The following is a 19,718-nucleotide window of genomic DNA, read 5'->3' as shown; positions in this document are numbered from 1 at the left end:
CGCCCGACGCGGTCGGCAGCAGGTCGTGGACGAGGAAACCGGACCGGCCGACCGGTGCGTCGGGATGAACACCGGCGCGAGCCGGTGTCGGCGGCTTTTGTAGTGGTGGGTCACTTTTCGGGCGATCTGTTCGGTTGTTCGACGAGTTCGGCGAGTACGGCCGCTTCGCTGATGTCGGTGTTCTTGGTGCCTGTGAGCAGCGTGAGTTTGCTTTGGTCGGCCAGTTCGCGCAGGTGTGTGAGAGCGGCGGCGCGGTCGGGTTGGGTCAGTTCGTCGCGGTAGCGGCGGGCGAATTCATCGAAGCGTTCCGCCTCGTGGCCGTACCACCTGCGCAGTTCGGTGGAGGGAGCGATCTGTTTACACCACTCGTCGAGATGGGCTCTGGTTTTGCTGACACCGCGGGGCCAGAGCCGGTCCACGAGCACGCGCGTGCCGTCCTGCGCGGTTGGGTCGTCATAGATTCTGCGGATTTGCACAGTGCGTCGAGTCGTCATCATCGACTCCCGGTTCATCGCTGCTTTCCTGCGTGGGACAGCCCCGCGGCCGGTCCGGGGCCTTGCCACATGTCGAACGCTACGCCTGATGTGGGACCTGGACCGGTGAGATCGCGTATTCGACTGTGTCAACCGACGAGCGGAAACCTGTGGGAGCTGAAGGTGGACGCTTGGCCGGTCGGCGGAGCTTCGGCCATTACGAACATGTTCTCCCGCCGGGCCCGCCTCGGATTCGGCATGGGCGCTGCCTACGGGATCGCGATCCTGCTGTCCGCGATGTCGGGCTGAGTCGCCCGGCGGCGGGCGGGCGATGACCGCCCGTTCTCCGGTGTCACCGGACCCGCACGAGTTGCTTGCCGATGTTGGTTCCCTGAAACAGGCCACGCAGGGCCGACGGTGCGGATTCGAGGCCCTCGACGACACTCTCGGCGATGACGATCTTGCCCTCGGCGTGCCAGCCGGACAGCTTGCCGAATGCCTCGGGAAAGCGATCGAGGTAGTCGAGGAAGATGAACCCTTCCATGCGAGCACGCTTCACCGTCAGCGCAAGGTAATTACATGGTCCGGTCGCGGGAAGGTGCGCGGTGTAACCCGTGGCGATACCACCGCACAGCACCACGCGAGCGTTCATCGCGAGATTCATCAGCCCGTCATCCAGGATGGGGCCACCCACGCTGTCGAAGAACACATCGATTCCTTCGGGAGCGGCCGCCGCCAGGCGTACGCGCACGTCCTCGTTTTTGTAGTCGATGGCGACGTCGAGGCCTGCCTGTTCGGTGAGCCACGCGCACTTGTCCGGCCCGCCCGCGATTCCGATCACCCTGCAGCCCAATGCTTTCGCGATCTGGCCGGCGACGGAGCCGGTGGCGCCCGCTGCGGCTGTGACCACCACCGTGTCGCCCTCGCCTGCACGGCCGATATCGATCATGCCGAAGTAGGCGGTCAATCCGTTCACCCCGAACAGGCTCAACATCAGCTTGGGATCGACGCCGTCGGGCACGATGTTCAACCCGAAGAGCCCTTGTTCCGAGGCCAGAACGTAGTTCTGCCAGCCGACCATCCCCGCGACCCAGGTCCCGACCGGGTAGTCCGGGTTGTTCGACGCGACGACCTCGCCTACGCCGCTGCCGCGCATCACCGTGTCGAGCGGCACGGGATCGATGTAATTCTCGCCGTCGTTGAGCCAGCTCCGCTGCGTCGGGTCGATGCCGAGCCAATGGACCCGCACGAGCGCGTCCGATGGGCCGAGCTCGGGAACAGGTGATCGCAGCAGCTCGAAGTCGTTGTCGCCCACCATGCCTACGGGTCGGCGGCGCAGTACCCATTGGCGGTTGTCGAGTTCGATGTCGACGGAGGAAGCCATGATCCGAGTGTGCCAGTCCACGCGTTCAAGATGATCATTCCCGCGCGATCGGAACCGCTGGAACCGACACCGCAGACGCACGAAGGCTTCGAATGGCTGTACGTGCTCAACGGTCGGTTGCGGCTCGTGCTCGGCGAGCGCGACCTGACGTTGCCACCCGGTGAGGCGGCCGAAAGGGAGTGCGCTCGCACGTACGCGCCGACCCCGACCGGTGAACCGACCGACTTCCTGCAGCGAGTCCCTTCGCACGTCCGAACCCGCCCACTCTGATCTCGACCTGGGCGTCGGCTATCGGTGAACTACGACGGCGGCCGGTGAGGCCGAGATTCATCGGCGAGATCTGACGTCACTGATGAGCGTGCCCCGCCGACGGGGCGAGCACCTCCGGCTGGTGGGCGAGGACGAGTTCGGCGGCGTCGGCGATGACCTGGGCGCGGCTGCGGTCGGGGTGGTCGGCGGCGAGGAAGGCGCTCCCGATCGCCAGGCAGAAGGCGAGCAGGGCGCGGGCCTCGACCTCGTCGGGGTCGGAGCAGAAGGTACCGATCATCTCTCGTGCCAGCCGCATGCGCTTGTTGTCCACGCGGCGCATACGCTCAGCGATAGCTTGGTCCCGCCGGGCCCAGTCGCGCAGCGCCAAGTCGACCGAGCGCACCTGGTCAGCCGACTGCAGAAACCTGTCGACCAGCCAAGCCTTGTCGCGCGCGCCACCCTCTTGCTCCACCCGGTCGATCTCCGCGTCGACGCTCTGACGCTCCCAGGTGTCCAGCATCTCCTCCAGCAGCACCTCCCGATCGGTGAAGTAGCCGTAAAAGCCGCCCCTGGTCACGCCGAGCCGCTTGGCCAGGGCGTCGACCCGCACGGCTTCCACCCCGCCCTCGGCGAGTGCTCGCAAGCCCTCTTCGACCCATTTCTCACGCGGCGTGCGCAACGCGCCCATTCCGTGTCTCTCCTCCCAGGGGTTGTGCAGTACTGCATAACGTGTCTAATCTCGAGTTATACACCACTGTATAACCTGAGGAGCCGACCTGAGACCGTGATGCGGGCTTCGTCCAGATCGAGACACTGTCGCGCGGATGAACCCGCATGCCACGCGACTCCAGAAGAGAGCGGAGAGATCCCATGATCAAGTGGGCTGGTTGGCTTATCACCTTGTGCGGAGTCGGACACACGTTGGGCGCACTGGCGCAGACTGTCCCCCACTACGCCGGGGACTGGTTCAGCTGGGCATTGTGGGAGAAGCAGAACAACGACCCGATCGCGATGAGCCACACTACCGCCGCGTTCTGGTACTCGGCCTTCAGTTTCGGCCCGCCACTCATCATGATCGGCCTGATCGTGATGTGGCTCAACCGCCATAGGATCACCCCGCCACTGTTCATCGCGTGGAGCGTTGCGTGCTGGACCCTGATCACCGCCGTTCTCTCCGGGCCCTCACCCCTGCTGCTCCTCCTGATCGCGTCCGTCCTGCTACTGGTCGGCGCCCGCCGCGTCGGCCCCGCGCCCCAGGTGATGACAGCGTCGTGAGGCAGGCATGGCTGGGGGTTCATGCTCGGATTTGGTCGTGGTGGGCGACGAAGTCGAGGAAGCGGGGAATTATCTGCTCGGGATCGGCCCACAGCAGATCGTGTCCGATGCCCGGGTAGATTTCGGCTTCGGCCGACGGCATGTGGTTGCGGGCGCGCGCCGCCCCTAGCTGCGGGTCGCTGACGACGGTGTCGGCGCCGAAGAGCACCAGGCTCGGTGCGGTGACGGCGGCAAGCTGTTCGTCGGTGAACGGGCGGTCCCACGGCATGCCGGACCTGAACTTCACCGTTGCCATGACGAGTGCGAACTGCTCGTCGGTGAAGTTCAGGCCCGGCATCAGCCACTTGTTGAACTTGCGCATCCGCTCAGGAGTCGGCCGCGCACCCACCACAAGGAATTTGAACAGCAGACTCCAGCGCGGCTTGGCGAAGGTCGCACCACTGGGCTCGAACATGGTCAGACTGGCCAGGCGATCGCAACGGTGCGCGGCGATGGCACCGGCCAGCCAGGCGCCCAGGGAGTTCCCGGCCAGATGGATCCGATCCTCACCGAGTCCGTCGAGCACCTCGACCATCCAGGTCGCGATATCTGCCGTGTCGCGCACGGGTGCGGTCTGCACACAGCGTCCCGCCCACCCGATCACGTCCGGGGTGTACACGACGCGCTCGCGCGCCAGATCCTCGATGAAGTTGAGCCATATCTGCCCGTTACCCCCGATGCCCGGCAGCAGCATGATCGGTGCACCGTCCCCGTTTCCGGATTTGCGTACTCGCGTGGTGCCGAAAGATGTTTCCACGTCGATATCGGTCGAGGGCACAGGCCATTTCGCAGCCACGGTGTCATAGGCGCGTAGGAAGGTCGCTCTCGCTTCCTCGCTGGTGAATCGCCCGATCCTCGGCATGAGCCTCCCCTTCGGTCCACTTATACGGTACGACCGTACCATCATGATGGTATGATCATAACACATATGCGGTATGCTCATACCATCAAATTCGGGGTCATCGGATACAAGAGGAAGGCGTAGGTCTCGTGCCGCGACTGGTCGACCATGAAGTGCGGAGACGCCAGATCACCGACGCCGTACGCCGAGTAATCGTCGGCGGCGGCCTCGAAGCGGTGACCTTCCAATCGGTCGCCGCCGAGGCCGGATTCTCGATACGGCTGGTGCAGTACTACTTCGGAAGCAAGAGCGAATTCCTGCTGGCGACCCACCGATCGGTGATGGAAGACGCCGGCGCCCGATTCACGCAACGGTGGTCCACGCTCGGCCAGGACGCCGCACCCCGCGAAGCGATCCGCGCGGTCCTGACCGAACTGCTACCCCTGGACGGGCAACGCCGGGAAGAAGCCATCGTGCTCGGCGCTTTCGGCACCGCGGCGATCACCGGCGGTGGCATCACCGCGGAAGAAACCTTCGCCGCGCCTCGCGCACTGGTCACGATCGTCGCCGACCAGCTCTGTCGAGCCCAAGACGGCCACGGCGTAGGCCCCTGCCGCGCGGATCTCGACGCCGAACTCATCCTCATGGCAATCAGTGGACTCGCCCAAAGCATGCTCCAGGGCTACAGCACCGCTCAGTCCGCGACCGGACTCGTCGACCACCTCCTCGACCATGTACTGGGCCCGACTGCAGCGGCCACTCTCGGCGATGACGAGAGCTCTGCGGCCGCAACCCGCATCGCGTGCGATATCTCGCCCGAATGTGATTCCCCACCTGCCTGAAGTCACCGCATCGAGAGATCACCTCGTTTCAGCGCTATAGCGCGCGGCCGCGTCGGCAACCGGGGCAGGGCGGCCGAGACGGACCATGGCGCGGTAGAGCGCGCCATGGCTGGGCGCCGGGGGCAGTGGCGGCGGTTCGGTGCCGGGAGTGCTGAATGCGCGCAGCATGTAGGCGACAAGTCGTTGCCAGGTGTCGGGCGCTGCGTCGCCGGTGGCGGCGATGACGCCGGCGTTGGCCATGAGCAGCATGACCATGTCCTGGTCGGTGAGCTCGCGGCTGAGCCGTCCGGCATCCTGGGCGCGCGCGATCAGGGCTCACCATGACCTTTCCCCCGCCAAACCCCTCGAAGCCCGCCGCGCCCAGGCCTACATCGGCTTCCTGAAAGGCCGCAATGACGGCACCAGCAGGAGAAGGCTCGAGCGCCATCACGCTGAGGCATTGTGACGAAGTCCGACCGTGGAACGTGATGTACGTCATTGCCCGCGGAGGCGTGGTTGGGCATCGTCGTCAGTTCGTTTTGGAAAGAACCTGGCTGGAGATGCCCGAATGGCCGACCTCGATTTTGCTTACGACCTCACTCTGGACGAGGTACGACGGCGCAGCGCCGTCGTCGCGGCGCTCGGTGACGACTGGGATCCGGTGGCGGCGCTCGCCGAGGAAAATCTCGCGTACGACATGCTGTACTCGAATCTCGACGATGAGCAGCAGCGGATCTACGAGGAACTCGTCCGGGCCGGGATCCTGCCGGATCGGGCGACAGGTTGTGTTGCCGACTGATCTCACCGCCGAGCACGAACCATCCGCTCTGCCGAATACACGATGACTATCTGGCGGCTGAGTTGTAGATCGCGCTTGTAGCAGTCGGCGACCGGACTGCGGGACGTCGATGTCGATGTCGAAGGCGAGCTGGCGGCGGAGCCGCAGAGGTGATTTCGAATCGAAACTCACGGCGCGAGATATTGCCGTGGGTTTCGTCGTTCCGCGCGCCGGGTGATCAGACGCAGATAGGACGCCAGATCGTGCCGCAGAAGAAACGGTTCAGAGCGGCCGAACCGCTGGAAATCTCGCTGTTGCCGATCGCATGGGGCTCGACCGGGGCCTCAGCCTGCGCGGGAGCGACGGACATCAGCACCGCCCCGGCCAGCAGTGCACCCGCGACGATGTGGCGATTGACTAGAGCGCCCGGACGCCGCCCGTTACAAGCCTCCGGCAATCGGCCTGTCACCCCTTCGGGGTGCAGATCACCAGTGCGCCAGAGGTTGTCGATCCCCATGACCGCTTGGCCGTGTCAACCAGGGAAACCGCTGTTCGGAACAGACGCGCACGCGTAGTCTCGCGCGCATGTCCTGCAGGATCACCGAACTGGTCATCGACTGTGCCGACCCACAACGGCTGGCAGACTTCTGGTGCGGAGTGCTCGGCTATGTCGAACTCGGCTGGGAGGGCGAAGACCACCTGGAGATCGGCCCGCCCGGAACCGGCTTCGGCGGGCCGCAGCCCACACTGGTGTTCGGTCGCAGCACCGAACCGAAACGCGGGAAACTGCCGCTGCACCTCGACGTGAGCCCCATCGACCGCGATCAGGACGCGGAACTGGAGCGGCTGCTCGCCGCGGGTGCGCGGAAGGTAGACATCGGCTAGCCCGGCGCCGCAACGTGGTACGTACTGGCCGACCCGGAGGGGAACGAATTCTGCTTGCTCCGGCGCCGGGTCGAGGCAGTGGAGAGCCACCCCAACCCACGGTGATGCCGCGCAGTTCGCTTCCGGCACACGAACATTGCCGCCGGACGAAACACCGGAATCTTTCGTTATTCGGCCGCGCGACGTAGCGAGCCGATCATGCCGAGGGCGATCTCGCCCGCGTCACGGCGCACCTGATCGTCGGTGGTTTCGGCGAGGCTCCAGGCCAGTTCGGTGAGCAGACCGTAGATGGCGCGGACCGTGAGTTCGGGCGATCGAGGTGCGAAGACGCCGGCTCGGATCAGCTCGTCGACCAGGCCGCGGATCAGGCCGACCATGTACCGCTCATCGAGTTCGCGCCATCGATCCCAGCCCAGGGCGAACGGCCCTTCCTGCAGCACGATGCGCTGATAGGACACATCGGCGCATTCGTCGAGAAACACTGTCAGGGCGCGAACCGCAGTGTCCCAGGGGTCGCCGGGCGCACCGAGCGCCTTCGTCAAACGTTCGGTCAGCTCTTGTTCGACCTGCTCGAACACTGCCTCGAACAGGCCCTGCTTACCGCTGAAGTGGTGGTATACGGCCCCGCGAGTCAGTCGGGCGGCCCGTGCGATCTCGTCGGCGGACAGTTCCGCGTACCGCCGTTCGATGAACAGCCTGCGGCCCGCCTCCAGCAGGGCGGATCGAGTGGCTTCGGCGTATTCCGCACGTCGTCCCTTGACAGTCACGGCAACAAGACTACCTTCACATACATCATGTATCTTAGATGTTAGGTGTATGCAAATGTCGGATCTCAAAGATGTGATCGTGGTGGGGGCCGGGGCGGCCGGGCTGACAGCGGCCCGCGCCCTCACGGCGGCCGGACGCGATGTCGTGGCGTTGGAGGCCCGCGAGCGCGTAGGCGGACGAACCCGCAACGTGGACATACCGGACAGCGACACGTACGTGGAAGTCGGCGGGATGTGGGTCGGCCCCGGCCAGGATCGGGTGCTGGCATTGCTGAGCGAACTCGGGTTCGCCACATACCCGACGCACGATCACGGCGCGAACATCGGCGACTTCGGCGGTCGCGTCCACCGCTACCGGGGCCGGATACCCCGGCTGAATCCACTGGTGCTCGCCGACATCGGACTCACCCAACTACGACTGGATCGTTCGGCTCGACGAGTACCCCTGCAAGCACCGTGGACGGCGCCTCATGCGCGCGAACTGGACGGTCAGACCTTCGACACCTGGTTGCGCAAGCACTCGCACACCGCCACCGGGCGCGCGTTCTTCCGGCTGGTGACCGAGGCGGTCTGGTGCGCCGAACCGGAAGAGATGTCGGCGCTGTGGGCGCAGTTCTACATTCATTCGGGCGGCGGCGTCGACTCTTTGATCAATACGACCGGCGGTGCGCAGCAGGACCGGGTCGTCGGCGGCACCCAGCGACTGTCGATCGCCATTGCCGAGGAGCTGGGTGACCGGATCGTTCTCGATGCCGCGGTGACCGAGATCGACTGGAGCGACGACGAGGTGCGGGTGCGGGCCGGGCGGCGGCAGTGGCGGGCCCGGCACGGGATCATCGCGGTCCCGCCGCCGCTGGTGCACCGGATCCGTTTCACGCCGGATCTGCCCGCCGCTCGCGCCCAACTGCTGCAACGTCTGCCGATGGGCTGGACGATCAAGGTCAACGTCGTCTACGACGAGCCGTTCTGGCGCGCACGAGGCCTGTCCGGCCAGGCCAACAGCGACCGGCTCGCACTCGGCACGGTCTTCGATGCCAGTCCGCCCAGCGCCGCCCCTGCGGTCTTGGTCGGCTTCCTCGAAGCCACCCATGCCCAAGCCGCGGCTCGCCTGGCGCCGAAAGAACGCCGCGACGCGGTACTCGACGACCTGGCAGCATATTTCGGCCCGAAAGCGCGCCATCCGGCCCACTACATCGAACAGGACTGGGCCGCGGAAACCTACAGCCGCGGTTGTTACGGCGCCTTCGCGACCCCATCGACGTTGACCCGCTTCGGACCGGAATTGCGCCGCCCGACCGGATCGCTGCACTGGGCCGGCACCGAAACCGCGACTCGCTGGGCCGGATACATCGACGGGGCGGTCGAATCCGGACAACGCGCGGCGCGTGAAATCCTCACGCCGACCAATCTCCGCTGAAGGGTCGACAATCCACTAAGGCATGCCGGCGACCTGTCTGGAGCTGGTTACGCCGAAGTTCGACACCGTTGAGGCGGCGGTACCGGCTGCCGCACATCGCACGCTGCTGCAGCGGCTGGCCCGGACTGCGGCAGGCAGGGCGATGTTCGCGCGACAATTGAGGCAGGCGGATGGCGCCTCTCGACGCTCAGTCGCGGTCCTAATTCACGATCCTGCATGCCCGGGCCAGCGCGAGACTGTCCTCGTAGGGAATGTATCGGGTGATTCGGCCATCGAGGACCGTCATGTGAAAGGCGAACGGTGATACGAACATTTCCCCGGTGGCCCGTACGCGCTGACGCATGTGACCCAGCGCGACGGCATCGGCCCCCTCGACGATGATCCGGTTCACCGTCAATTGCTCTGCCTCCAGGTACCCCGGCAGGTCACGGAAGAATGCAGCGGCTTCCTCCCGGGTGCTGCGGCGCCCGGTCCACGGCACCTCGTCGGCGCCATAGATGCTCCAGTCGACCTGATCGGCGAACATCTCGCCGAGCCGATCGAACTCACCGGCGCGGGCACACCGGAAGAACTCTTCGATGACCGCCCGAGTCTCACTCACGGTCGCACTCCTATCGGTAACTCGCTTGTGCTTGCCGCCTGTCTCGCCGGGGTGGATAGCCGCGTGCATGAGCTGATGCACTGCCGGACAAGAGCCCACCGACAGGCCTGTGTAGCTCTCTCGCTCCCGACCCTTCGTCGATGGGCAGCGGTCGTGCCACATCGTCACGTTGACATATTTTGGATAGATTAGTACAAAACGAGGGGTTGCTACTCGCCACGGTTGGCGAGCCGCTGGGATTCCGCTTCGGTCACCGGCCCCTGCGCTGTGGTGAGCAGTTCGCGAGCCCAGTCTCTAGCATTCGGGGTATGCGCCATAGCCGCTGGCTTCCGATCCTGATATGCCTGGCCGTGCTCGGCACCAGCGGATGTCTCGGCGCGGTTGATCGCGCGGACTTCGAGCAGCGGATACGCGCACGCGGAGGCGGACTCGTCAACACACTGACCCGCGATGCCATCGCCGCACTCACCGAGCGACTGGGCACCGTTGACCCGCAAGCGAACGTCATCCTCCTCACCGCACCGAACTCGACCCAGTTCCGGCTGGTCCTGCACAATCAGCCGAATCAAGTGACACGGTTGCTCACCGAACGCGACGACCTGGCCACACGCGAACCAACTCTTCGCCTGCGGATCCGCCATCCGGGCCGGGCCGGGCAACTCGACGACTATTCGTTCACCCTCGGCGCACTCGGTCCCGCACAGCCGGTGCGGGTTTCGGCATTCGACGACCTCGACAGCGAGGCTTTCAACCTCAGCGAGGTGACCGGTCTATCGCAGATCGAGGACATCGTCGACACCGCCCGCACCCGGAGCGGACTACCCGACGGGCAGGTGAACGTGATTGTGGTGAGCCGTTTCGGCAGCGAGATACGGATAGTCACCAATGTGGTGTCGCCACGGTCGGAGATGCTTGCCGAGTTCGACAGCGCCGGAAGCTTTCTGCGAATGCGGCAGGTGTAGGCGGTGGTCCGACTCCTGGTAGCCGCAGCCTCGACCGGTGTCGCCGCCGGCGCCCTCACCATGGTGGTCCCGGTAGCGATCTGGCCCGGCGAAGCCACCTTGACCGCACCCCTTTTCTGTTCGCCCGTGACGGAGCCGATGGTCGTCTCGGACACCACGCACGATTCGGAGGGCACGTCGGTCAATTACACCCTGTACTGCGTGGGGGAACGCGGCGCGATCACCGACGAGGGCTTCGCGCTGCCGATGCTGGCACTCTTCGGAGCACACGCCGTATTGCTGACCACGCTGGTGTTGCTGACCAAACTCTGGAGACGGTCACGACCCGATCCGGCCACGCAGTCACCCGTCGGTCCGATCGAATATTGAACCGCCCCTGGCGTGAAGTGTCCCGCGCTGGTATCGGCGCTCTCCCCTGACCGAAGACGACCCAGCACGCCCGGCCAGGCGCAGGTGAACGCGAGGACGCGGGTCCGGCCGGGAAAACAAGAAAACCCGCGCCGTGGCGCGGGTTTCCGGTTTGTCAGCTCCTAGATGGCGCGGACGCTCTGAGCCTGCGGGCCCTTCTGGCCCTGCCCGATCTCGAACTCGACACGCTGACCCTCGTCGAGGGACTTGAACCCGGAGCCGGAAATCTCGGAGTAGTGGACGAAAACGTCGGGACCGCCACCGTCTTGCGCGATGAACCCGAAGCCCTTTTCGCCGTTAAACCACTTCACACTGCCTTGCGTCATGTACTTTGCGTTACTTTCTGTAGTAAGCCGAGCGATCACTTCAACAGCCCGTGCTCACCGACAAGCATGCCACATCCCACGACCCATCAATATCTGGGGTGAGGCAGCACACGCCGGCGACGCCACCGAAGGTCGGCGGTAGTGGTCGATCCCGCCATCCGGGCTCGACGGCGAATTCGTCGCTTCAAGGGCCTGTGACCTGCCGCCTGCTCCCGGGGCGTGGGTATCCTCGGGCCAGCCCTCGAGCGCCCAGGCGAGGTCGGGTTCGGGATCGCCGATCGTGCCCATTTCCCCGTCCACGATCGCCGCGAGCCGCGCCGGAGTGCCGTGGCGATACATGACGTTCGCCCACTGGTAGTCCCCGTGCATCACGCCGGGTACGAAATCCAGGGGCCGATGGGCGCGCAGCCATCCGGTGGCGGTGTCCATGCCCTCGACGTCCCAGCCCTTGACGCGCTCGAACATGGCGGTCCAGCGTCGCACCCGCCGGTCGTGGAAGCCGTCCGGCTTGCCGAGGTCGTGCAGTCCGCGCGCCCGCCAGTCGACTTTCGACCAGAGGGCGATTCCTTCGACGAGCTGATAGGCGAGTTCAGCTTTGGCCCGCGGGGTCGCTGCCGGCCGGATCACGCCACACCGCCCGTCATGAGAAATCCCCACCCCTGGACGTGTTTCGACGAGCGTGAACACGTGAGCTCGGCGCTGAGAGGGGGAAGTCCGGACCGAGAATGGGATGCAGCGCGCCCAGTAGCGCGCCGACGCTGATCTCGAGCATTTCGGCGCGAGTGTAGTGCTGGTTCTCCAACCATTCGACGGTCAGCACGCGGACGAAGGTGAGCCAGCTCGTGAGGATCGACGATATCTGCGCTCGGACGGTTCCTTCGACACCCAGCGTATCCAGTAGTCGACGACGCACTTCGGCGAGTTCACCCGCGATGAGGGCTTGGATGGTCGGATCACGACCGAGTACGCGATTGGCCGCGAGCACGCCATTGGCGTTCGCCTCGAAATAGTCGAAGTGAGTATCCAGCGCGGCGGCCAATTGCTCGGTGAGCGGACCTTCGGTATCGAGGCGCGTTGCGACCAGCAGTTGGTCTACAGCCTGCTGGTAAACGCCGACGAAGAGGTCGCGTTTGCTCGGAAAATGACGGTAGAGCAGCGCCCGCGACACCCCAGCCGCCGCTGCGACGTCTTCCATCAGTACCGCATCGTAAGGACGTTCGGCGAACAGACGCGCACCGGCGTCGACCAACACCTGACGGCGCTCATCGGGAGACAGTCGGCGGCGGGTGCTCATACCCCGACACTTTAGTTGACGCACGTCTACCAAGCACCGTAGGCTAGCTTAGTAGACACACGTCTACTAAGCTTGCGGTCGGCGGTCAGAGCATGAAAGTAGTTGGCCCCCTGCCTCATTCGTCACGCTCTGCGGGAGGAACAACATGGCTACGGCACTCAAATGGCTGTCTATGATGATGGGGGTCGCCTGCGTCGCGATCGGCATCCTTCATCTCGCCCTCGGCATCCACGCCGTCCCGGACATGGAGCACTCCGGTGTCACCACCGACAGCCTCAGCCGCTTCTTCGGCGCGATCTTCCTCGGCTATGGCGTCGGCTGGATCTGGGCTGCCCGCCGATCTCCGATCTCCGCGGTCGTCATCCGCTGGCTTGCGGGCATCTTCCTACTCGGCGCCGTCGGCCGCTTCATCTCCGTAGCCGTCTACGGCTGGCCGCACTGGTTTCAAATCGTGCTCACCGCCATCGAAGTAGTCCTGCCCCCCGTGTACTTCTGGCTGGCCACGGCCGACGAAAAGCGCACGGCGTCAACGTCACAACTGCACCCCTGCCTCGAACCGGCAGCGAGGTCCTGAACGAAGTAAGGAAACCAGCATTCGCGCGGTGATGCTTCCGATCGCTCGCGCGCAAGCTCGTTACCGGCACGTCGACCGGTTCTCCTGTGCCAGGCGGTGGCAGGCGCTCGTCGCCTATTGCCACTGCCGGGATTTCAGGTTTGCGAGTCGCCGAGGGACGGGTCGAGGATGGCCACATGTCGCATGCCCCGATATCCCTGCGTGAACTCCCCCGGCTACGCACCCGCCACATCGCGCAGATCGGTGGACTGATGCGCCCCGGCACGCACCGTTCTCCGTTGCTCGAATTCGGCGAACGGTTCGTCGTCTCGCCGCCAGGATTTCCGGCCATGCTGGTCACCTACGACATGGATGATGTGCGCGAACTGTTCGCCAACCATGACGACTTCTCGGTCGGGCAGGTGCTCAGCCGCTTCTCCAGCCACGACTTGATGTTCGGCAAACAGACGTTGATCTTCCTCGACGGTGACGAACATCGCCGCGAACGTCAGCTGTTCGCGCCGCCGTTCCAGAGCAAGGCACTCCGGTCGTACGAAGATCTCATGGTGGAGGTGGTCCAGCGGGAACTGCCGACCTGGCCGGTCGGTGAACCGTTCGAGTTCCTCAAGGTCGGTTACGACCTGGCCATCGGCGTGCTGCTCGGCGTCGTCTTCGGTGACGTGGCCGCGCCCCGCAAGGACCGGCTGAAGCAGGCGGTGAGCCGGTGGTTCGGGGAAATCGAGAGTCGCGGTTTTCTCGCCGTCACCTTGCTCACCCCGCTGGTCGGTGGCTATACGCTGCCCTACCCGCCGCTCAGCCGCCGCCAGTCCGAGGTCGACGCCGTCATCATCGAGGAAATCGCCGCGCGCCGGGCCACGTCCGGAGACAAGGACGGCCGGAAGGATGTGCTGTCCCGGTATGTCGGCACCGAACTCGACCAGCACGACGACGCCGCGTTGGCCCGCAACATGCGTGGCATCCTGCTGGGCGCCTACGAGACCACCGCGATCACGCTCGGCTGGATCGCCGCCATGCTGGCCGTTCACCCGGCGGCCCGGGCCGAGCTCGACGCAGCCGTCGACGCCGGCGACGGCACCCGGCTCGACACATACCTCGACGCCGTGGTCGCCGAGACGATGCGGATCCGCCCGGTGTCACCGTTCACCGGACGGCGCGCACTGCGCGACACCGTGGTCAACGGTGTCCACGTCCCCAAGGGCGCCATCGTCATAGTCCCGATTCTGCTCATCCACGAATCACCCCGGCACTACCCGGACCCGATGCTCTTCCGCCCCGAACGCTTCCTCGACAAGCCACCCAACGGCCGCACCTGGCTGACCTTCGGCGCCGGCGCCCATCGCTGCCTGGGAGCCCAATTCGCCCTGGCGGAAGCACGCATCCTCTTCCGCACCATCCTCGAGCATCGCCGCATCGGCGCGGCCACCGGTCCCGTCGAACCTCCCCGTCGCTATCACACCGGCCTCAGCCCCGCCCACAACGCCCGGATCACCCTACTTCCTCGCTGACACACGCACGCGGCAGCAGGATTCGCCGTCGCCGATGGTTCGGAGAGAATAAGCGGGCCTGAAGGGCCTAATGGTCCAAGAGCTGCGAATCCCACCCCGGTTCGGCTGCCTCGACCGCCGCCACGCTTCTCGACGCCGCTGGAATGGGTGCTTGCTCGCTGCGGACAGCGGTGTCATCCCGCACGTGATCGCTGCCACCAATGGGGATCGCCGCTGGCCGGGCCCGAAACCGTCGGCGTGCCGCTACGCCGCGGCGTCGCTGTGATCAACCGGGCTGGCACAGTGGAATCAGCAGCGGTATCCGGACAGACAACGGCAACAGAAAGGTTCGCACGTTTATGGCGATCGATGGTCTCGGACGGTACGGAGTATGGCGCGGTTACCTGGGATTCACTCCCGAGGAGGCCGCTGAACTGGAGAAGCTCGGATACAGCGCGCTGTGGCTCGGTGGGTCGCCGCCCGCTGACCTGCCGGTGGTCGAATCCTTGCTCGAGGCGACGGAGACGCTCGTCGTCGCCACCAGCATCGTGAATATCTGGACGGCCCCGGCGAACGCGGTCGCCGAATCGTTCCACCGGATCGACCAGCGCTTCCCCGGTCGTTTCCTGCTCGGTATCGGCGCGGGTCATCCGGAAGCCAACAAGCCGTACCGGAAACCCTACGAGGCGCTGGTGCAATACCTCGACGAACTCGACGGGTCCGGAGTCCCGAAGGACCGGATGGCGCTGGCCGCCCTCGGGCCGAAGGTGCTGGAACTCTCGCGCACGCGCACCGCGGGCGCGCTGCCGTATCTGACCACGCCGGAGCACACCGCGCAGGCGCGCCGGATCCTGGGATCCGCCCTGCTGGTCGCCGAGCAGAAACTCGTGCTCGACGACGACCCGCAGCGGGCACGCGAGGTCGGCAGGCAGATGGTGGATATGTACCTGGGCCTGCGCAACTACGTCTCGAACCTGCGGCGTCTCGGCTTCTCCGAAGAGGACGTGACCAAACCGGGCAGTGACCGTCTCATCGATGTGCTCACAGTGCACGGCAGCCCGGTCGAGGTCACCGGGCACCTTGTCGAGCATCTGAAGGCGGGTGCCGACCACGTCGCGTTGCAGGCGTTGGGCGAGGACTATCTCGGATCCCTGCGCCAACTCGCGCCGCTGTTGACGGCGACCGACTGAATCACCGCGGGGTGCGTCGGTACGCCCTTCGACGCTGCGTAAGGCGATATGTTCGAGCGCCGCCGGTTCCGCCACCGGAAGAGGTCACTTCGACTCGCCGCTGCTACGCGCGGAGGTCGTGCGGGGAGGTGAGGCCCAGAATCCGGTGCAGCTCTTCATGACGCGGCCGCATGACGGTTCGAAACGTCTCCGTGGTCGGGGCTGGGCCGGCGTCGGGATCGATCGCGAGCATCGCGCGTTCCTTGAATGCCGCGCCCGCCAGACTGATTGGTGCTGGGCCGGGTGCAGGTGGTCGGCCGCGTCCGGCGGGTGCGGGCCCCAGTACACCGTCGCCGATCCGTCGGCGTGCGGGTAGTCGCGCGCGCGACCGCCCTGGGCCACAGTGAGGTGTTCCGAAGCGTTGGATGCCAGCACGTGCGGGTTCACCTCACGGATGATCGTGGCGGGTTCGCTGCCCGGTTCGAGGACGACCGCGCCGAGGACTTCCCCTCCGCGCATGCCACTGGGATCCGGAATCGACACCACCACATCCCATCCCATGCCGCGGACGTCGAACAGCCAGCCACCGGTGTGACGCACGACCTCCGCGGCGGAGCCGCCGACCACCAGCAGGCGATAGCGCAATCCGTACCGACGGAAGTGCCGTCACAGCCGGTCGGCATGTCCGTGCCGCCGACGGCCGGATGCGCGCCTTCGCGGATTCCGGTGTCGATGTAGTCGCGCACCCGGGCCTGCTGGCTCCGGGACACCAGCGGGCCGATGTCGGTCGTCTCGTCGAAGGGGTCACCCACGCGCAGGGCCCGCACCATCTCGCCGAGTGCCTGGACGTACTCGTCATACCGGCTGCGTGGCAGCAGGATCCGGGCCTGCACGACGCAGGCCTGACCACCGTTCATGACACTTTGTCCACACCTGGGTGAGCGACGAGGTACGCACCGATGTCGCGGTCGCCGGGCAGGATGCTGACCACTCCCGGCGGGATACCGGTGTGCTGCAACAGTTCGGCCATGAGGTAGGCATTCGGTTTCCGATGACCGAAGCAGACCGCGCATCCTCATGGTGAGCGTGGCCGGTCCGAATCGATCCGCGATCACCCGCTGTCGGGTGGCAGAACATCGTGTCCGCAAAGGCAAGAACGCGAACAGTCCACGGAGGCACTCCGTGGACTGTCGCGTATCGAACTCACTCCGATCGACTACCTGCCCGCGGGCAGAGGCAGGCTACTGCGCGTCGCCGAACGCCAGCCAATCGACATTTACGCTGTACAGGACGGTGTCGCCCCACGCCTTGACGACCAGGTCGAAACCCTGGCCCGTAACGTTTTCCGCTTCGACCGTCACCCGAGAATTGGCGCCGTTTCCTATGTCGACCATAGAAAGCCCCACCGTGACTTCCGGTGGCGCGATGAATGATTTGGCGAATGTGATGGGCTCTCGCCATTCACGCCATCCGGTGCCGCTCGTGAGGCCCCATCCCGACGAGACCAGGTAACCCACATAGGATCTACCACTTTCGAATTGGTTGGGGGTGGTCTCGTTCACCGTGACAGTGAAATAATCGTTCTGGTCGATGTTCGTGCCGCTACCCGGCGTAGGCGCCACGGTGAAGGTGTGCTGCCCGGCGGCCGCCGGGATGAGGACCGCGACCGGGACCAGCGACTTGTGTGAGCTGGCTTCGTTCGTGAAGACCGACGCGGTGGCGATGACAGTCCCGTCCATCAGCAAATCGACGCTGACTTTTCCGGCGCTACCGCGCCATCCCGAGCCCGCGAACTGTATGTAGAGAGTCCCCCCGTTACTGGTCATCGTCTGACTGAAAGAAGACTGGGCGTTATTTACCACAGGCGTGATTTGCATGGTTCCTACTCCCCTGAACGCGACTGTATACCCGCATATCCCCCGGCGAGGGAATGCGTAGTCATCAAAACGCTTGTAGAACCTGGATCATGCGTGCAACAAAGAAAAGCCGAACCAGCACTCGAGTGGCCACCGACTTCGGTGGAGGAATCCCCGGCTACAAGAATAGCGCGAACATCGCTGCCGCACAGCAGGTTTCACAATATCGCCGAAACGCCTATCACCCTCCGGCTCCGGGAAGGAAACGCACGCCCACCGTGGGCCGGCGGCCGAGCGGCCGCCCACGGTTGGACGAGCGGCTTCCAGCCGGAGTTCGAGAGCGCGAGAAGAGGGAGGGAACCCGTGACGCGCGCGGTGGCTGCGGTCAATGAGTTCGGTGACCACCTCGCGACAACACTGAGCCGTGCAGCTTCGCCGGACACTTGACACCACTCCATCTGTAGCACTACGGTGAGATCACTTCAGTTGAAGTACTACGACTGGGGCGGCAGATGTTCGAACTCAGCTTCTGCCTCACCGCAGGCCAGGGTCTCCACCGGTTCACGAAAGGCACGACCGACATGCGAAAGCAGCACGGCACCCACCCGATTCGAAACAATCAGCAGCGTTTCGTGGCTCGCCCCGTGCCTCCGCGGGGTGCCGCCACCGCCCAGAATGGATGGCCCCGGCACGGCAGGCGCGGAGCCAGGTAGCGCCTCGGCGGGACAGCCCACCGCACCCCGGTGATCCGGGCCCGGCGACACGAAATGGATCGCAGCGGGAAGGGAATTGTCCCGCCGAACAAGTTGGCCCTGGGATCCGGCAAGGCCCAGTCGTGCCATGAAATATTTCGACGAGGCCGGGACCCCGGCCGGGAAGACATGGTCTGAGATGCCTGACGTGAACATCTGGAGTGAAGAGTTCGGCGCCGTGACGGATGCGCCGATCCTGTTGATCATGGGATCGATGTCCCAGGGCATCCTGTGGCCGGACGAGTTCGTCGATCGCCTCGTCGCCGGAGGACGCCGGGTGATCCGGTACGACCACCGTGACACCGGTATGTCGGACGCCGTCGACTTCGCGGCGCAGCCGTACACGTGGGACGACATCAAAAACGACGTGTACCGCGTCATGGACGCGCACGGTCTGGAGAGCGCGCACCTGGTAGCCCACTCGGCGGGCGGACTACTCGCCCAGTTCGTCGCGGTGGAGCGGCCGGAGCGCGTGCGCTCGCTGACCGTCATCGGCTCCTCACCACTCGGCGGCGGCGAAGGTAAGGTGCTCATGCGGGCCCTGACCGGGCAGCCACAGCCAGAGGGGAGCCTGCCCGAGCCCACGCCGGAGTTCGCGTCCTTCTACCGAGCGCTGATAGCCGGCCCACCGCCGGAGGACCGGCGCGCCCGGATCAACGGCATGATCGCCGAGCAGCGCTTGCTGCACGGCACGGGACTGCCGTTCGACGAGGACGCGGCGCGTCGGCTCCAGGAACGGATCTACGACCGCGCCCGCGACCTGTCCACGGTGGCCAACCACCGACTGGCCGCGGCGGCCGACCCGGACTTCGAGCCGGTGGGCGTGCTGCACCAGGTGAAGGCGCCCACGCTGGTCATCGAGGGCAGCCACGAACCGGCCAAGCCCGGGCATGGCGCGATCATCGCCGAGCAGATCCCGGGGGCGCGGCTGATGATCGTGGCGGGCATGGGCCACACGCTGCCGCCGGAAGTGCACGAGGAGCTGGCCGCCGCCATCCTCGCGCATACATCGGAGTGACGTCTGCTCGAGCCTCCCACCGCACCAGCGGGTTACGCGAGTTGCAGTCGCGGCGGACAGCGGCTGATCGTCGCGGCTGAGCTCGCAGACCCGACAACGAATCGTCACTGTCGGCCACTACTGGCGCAGCGCAGTCACGGAGAATTCGACATGCGTCCGCTCAACGGTGGGTTCGTGAATACCGCTGTAGCGGTTGGGCATCACTATGCAGTACAGGCCGCCGGTCTCGTTGGTCATGCAGTAGACCGGTCGTGTCGATTCTGGGCCCCTCCCGATTCACGCTGGTCACCGATGTGCTGGATTGTGATCTGCTGCGGGTCTTCTGACGGCGCCGGCCCTGTGTTC

General features: G+C 65.5%; 24 protein-coding genes and 3 pseudogenes. 13 read left to right on the top strand and 14 right to left on the bottom strand.

The genetic code is table 11. From position 1 onward, the window contains the following. Positions 1–110: 110 nt before the first annotated feature. A complete protein-coding gene (locus K8O92_24720) occupies positions 111–494 on the bottom strand; it encodes a DUF488 family protein (GenBank protein UAK35929.1) in 384 nt (127 codons plus the stop codon). A gap of 331 nt (positions 495–825) precedes the next feature. Beyond that, entirely contained in the window at positions 826–1,857 is a 1,032-nt protein-coding gene (locus K8O92_24715; protein UAK31034.1) for an NADP-dependent oxidoreductase, read from the bottom strand. A gap of 72 nt (positions 1,858–1,929) precedes the next feature. On the opposite strand from K8O92_24715, the pseudogene K8O92_24710 reads away from it, so the two are divergent. Further along, positions 1,930–2,031 (top strand): annotated as a pseudogene (locus K8O92_24710) (XRE family transcriptional regulator). Positions 2,032–2,203: 172 nt separating this feature from the next. On the opposite strand, the gene K8O92_24705 reads toward K8O92_24710, so the two are convergent. Beyond that, positions 2,204–2,794 carry a TetR/AcrR family transcriptional regulator gene (locus tag K8O92_24705; protein ID UAK31033.1) on the bottom strand — a complete coding sequence of 197 codons (591 nt, stop codon included), beginning with the start codon at positions 2,792–2,794 and terminating at the stop codon, positions 2,204–2,206. A gap of 182 nt (positions 2,795–2,976) precedes the next feature. Between K8O92_24705 and K8O92_24700 the strand changes: the two genes are divergently transcribed. Next, positions 2,977–3,381 (top strand): DUF6463 family protein, encoded by a 405-nt coding sequence (locus tag K8O92_24700; protein ID UAK31032.1) that lies wholly within the window; start codon positions 2,977–2,979, stop codon positions 3,379–3,381. 19 nt (positions 3,382–3,400) lie between these two features. Here the strand turns inward: K8O92_24700 and K8O92_24695 are convergent, their stop codons facing one another. Further along, positions 3,401–4,327: an alpha/beta fold hydrolase gene (locus K8O92_24695; protein UAK31031.1), complete on the bottom strand. Its 927-nt coding sequence runs from the start codon at positions 4,325–4,327 to the stop codon at positions 3,401–3,403. An 83-nt stretch (positions 4,328–4,410) separates the two neighbouring features. Here K8O92_24695 and K8O92_24690 point away from each other — a divergent pair, with 83 nt between their 5' ends. Continuing rightward, positions 4,411–5,103: a TetR/AcrR family transcriptional regulator gene (locus K8O92_24690; GenBank protein UAK31030.1), complete on the top strand. Its 693-nt coding sequence runs from the start codon at positions 4,411–4,413 to the stop codon at positions 5,101–5,103. 18 nt (positions 5,104–5,121) lie between these two features. On the opposite strand, the gene K8O92_24685 is transcribed toward K8O92_24690, so the two are convergent. Beyond that, entirely contained in the window at positions 5,122–5,358 is a 237-nt protein-coding gene (locus tag K8O92_24685) for a hypothetical protein (GenBank protein UAK31029.1), read from the bottom strand. Between K8O92_24685 and K8O92_24680 the strand changes: the two genes are divergently transcribed. Continuing rightward, entirely contained in the window at positions 5,351–5,548 is a 198-nt protein-coding gene (locus tag K8O92_24680; GenBank protein UAK31028.1) for a hypothetical protein, read from the top strand. The two genes, K8O92_24685 and K8O92_24680, sit on opposite strands and share 8 nt — an antisense overlap. Before the next feature lie 102 nt (positions 5,549–5,650). After that, positions 5,651–5,881, top strand: coding sequence for a DUF6400 family protein (locus K8O92_24675; protein ID UAK31027.1), 231 nt, complete (start codon positions 5,651–5,653; stop codon positions 5,879–5,881). Between the two features lie 217 nt (positions 5,882–6,098). Here the strand turns inward: K8O92_24675 and K8O92_24670 are convergent, their stop codons facing one another. Further along, the gene (locus tag K8O92_24670; GenBank protein UAK31026.1) at positions 6,099–6,377 is read right to left on the bottom strand and encodes a hypothetical protein; all 279 of its coding nucleotides are present in this window, start codon (positions 6,375–6,377) and stop codon (positions 6,099–6,101) included. A 68-nt stretch (positions 6,378–6,445) separates the two neighbouring features. On the opposite strand from K8O92_24670, the pseudogene K8O92_24665 reads away from it, so the two are divergent. After that, positions 6,446–6,850: pseudogene (locus K8O92_24665) on the top strand (VOC family protein). Positions 6,851–6,912: 62 nt separating this feature from the next. On the opposite strand, the gene K8O92_24660 reads toward K8O92_24665, so the two are convergent. Continuing rightward, complete coding sequence (locus tag K8O92_24660) at positions 6,913–7,512, bottom strand: TetR family transcriptional regulator (GenBank protein ID UAK31025.1); 600 nt, start codon at positions 7,510–7,512, stop codon at positions 6,913–6,915. 55 nt (positions 7,513–7,567) lie between these two features. On the opposite strand from K8O92_24660, the gene K8O92_24655 reads away from it, so the two are divergent. Beyond that, a complete protein-coding gene (locus K8O92_24655) occupies positions 7,568–8,929 on the top strand; it encodes an FAD-dependent oxidoreductase (protein UAK31024.1) in 1,362 nt (453 codons plus the stop codon). 199 nt (positions 8,930–9,128) lie between these two features. Here the strand turns inward: K8O92_24655 and K8O92_24650 are convergent, their stop codons facing one another. After that, on the bottom strand, positions 9,129–9,530 hold the full coding sequence (locus tag K8O92_24650; GenBank protein UAK31023.1) for a nuclear transport factor 2 family protein: 402 nt from the start codon (positions 9,528–9,530) through the stop codon (positions 9,129–9,131). A 308-nt stretch (positions 9,531–9,838) separates the two neighbouring features. On the opposite strand from K8O92_24650, the gene K8O92_24645 reads away from it, so the two are divergent. Then, positions 9,839–10,492, top strand: a complete 654-nt coding sequence (locus K8O92_24645; GenBank protein UAK31022.1) for a hypothetical protein — start codon at positions 9,839–9,841, stop codon at positions 10,490–10,492. A gap of 3 nt (positions 10,493–10,495) precedes the next feature. After that, on the top strand, positions 10,496–10,861 hold the full coding sequence (locus tag K8O92_24640; protein UAK31021.1) for a hypothetical protein: 366 nt from the start codon (positions 10,496–10,498) through the stop codon (positions 10,859–10,861). 161 nt (positions 10,862–11,022) lie between these two features. Here the strand turns inward: K8O92_24640 and K8O92_24635 are convergent, their stop codons facing one another. Genes K8O92_24635 through K8O92_24625 form a run of 3 tightly spaced genes read right to left on the bottom strand, consistent with a single transcriptional unit; the run spans position 11,023 to position 12,520 of the window. After that, positions 11,023–11,226: a cold-shock protein gene (locus tag K8O92_24635; protein UAK31020.1), complete on the bottom strand. Its 204-nt coding sequence runs from the start codon at positions 11,224–11,226 to the stop codon at positions 11,023–11,025. A gap of 54 nt (positions 11,227–11,280) precedes the next feature. Beyond that, positions 11,281–11,958, bottom strand: coding sequence for a phosphotransferase family protein (locus K8O92_24630; protein UAK35928.1), 678 nt, complete (start codon positions 11,956–11,958; stop codon positions 11,281–11,283). Then, complete coding sequence (locus tag K8O92_24625; GenBank protein UAK31019.1) at positions 11,867–12,520, bottom strand: TetR/AcrR family transcriptional regulator; 654 nt, start codon at positions 12,518–12,520, stop codon at positions 11,867–11,869. The genes K8O92_24630 and K8O92_24625 overlap by 92 nt, the downstream gene beginning before the upstream one ends. A gap of 145 nt (positions 12,521–12,665) precedes the next feature. Here K8O92_24625 and K8O92_24620 point away from each other — a divergent pair, with 145 nt between their 5' ends. The 3 genes from K8O92_24620 (at position 12,666) to K8O92_24610 (ending at position 15,768) form a co-directional block, all read left to right on the top strand. After that, a complete protein-coding gene (locus K8O92_24620; GenBank protein UAK31018.1) occupies positions 12,666–13,094 on the top strand; it encodes a DUF4345 domain-containing protein in 429 nt (142 codons plus the stop codon). A 176-nt stretch (positions 13,095–13,270) separates the two neighbouring features. Further along, positions 13,271–14,599, top strand: a complete 1,329-nt coding sequence (locus K8O92_24615; GenBank protein UAK31017.1) for a cytochrome P450 — start codon at positions 13,271–13,273, stop codon at positions 14,597–14,599. Between the two features lie 338 nt (positions 14,600–14,937). Then, complete coding sequence (locus K8O92_24610) at positions 14,938–15,768, top strand: LLM class F420-dependent oxidoreductase (GenBank protein UAK31016.1); 831 nt, start codon at positions 14,938–14,940, stop codon at positions 15,766–15,768. A gap of 422 nt (positions 15,769–16,190) precedes the next feature. Here the strand turns inward: K8O92_24610 and K8O92_24605 are convergent. From K8O92_24605 to K8O92_24595, 3 genes and pseudogenes are all read right to left on the bottom strand, one after another. Continuing rightward, positions 16,191–16,777 (bottom strand): annotated as a pseudogene (locus tag K8O92_24605) (aldehyde dehydrogenase family protein). Between the two features lie 211 nt (positions 16,778–16,988). Next, positions 16,989–17,573 (bottom strand): H-type lectin domain-containing protein, encoded by a 585-nt coding sequence (locus K8O92_24600; protein ID UAK31015.1) that lies wholly within the window; start codon positions 17,571–17,573, stop codon positions 16,989–16,991. Positions 17,574–18,097: 524 nt separating this feature from the next. Then, complete coding sequence (locus K8O92_24595; GenBank protein UAK31014.1) at positions 18,098–18,562, bottom strand: hypothetical protein; 465 nt, start codon at positions 18,560–18,562, stop codon at positions 18,098–18,100. Between K8O92_24595 and K8O92_24590 the strand changes: the two genes are divergently transcribed. Then, the gene (locus tag K8O92_24590) at positions 18,561–19,373 is read left to right on the top strand and encodes an alpha/beta fold hydrolase (protein UAK31013.1); all 813 of its coding nucleotides are present in this window, start codon (positions 18,561–18,563) and stop codon (positions 19,371–19,373) included. The two genes, K8O92_24595 and K8O92_24590, sit on opposite strands and share 2 nt — an antisense overlap. Positions 19,374–19,718 lie beyond the last annotated feature (345 nt).

The sequence above is a fragment of the Nocardia asteroides genome (assembly GCA_019930625.1).
Classification (GTDB): Bacteria; Actinomycetota; Actinomycetes; order Mycobacteriales; family Mycobacteriaceae; genus Nocardia; species Nocardia sputi.
The sequence above is the reverse complement of the archived record's forward strand: the minus strand, read 5'-3'. Positions and strand labels throughout refer to the sequence as shown.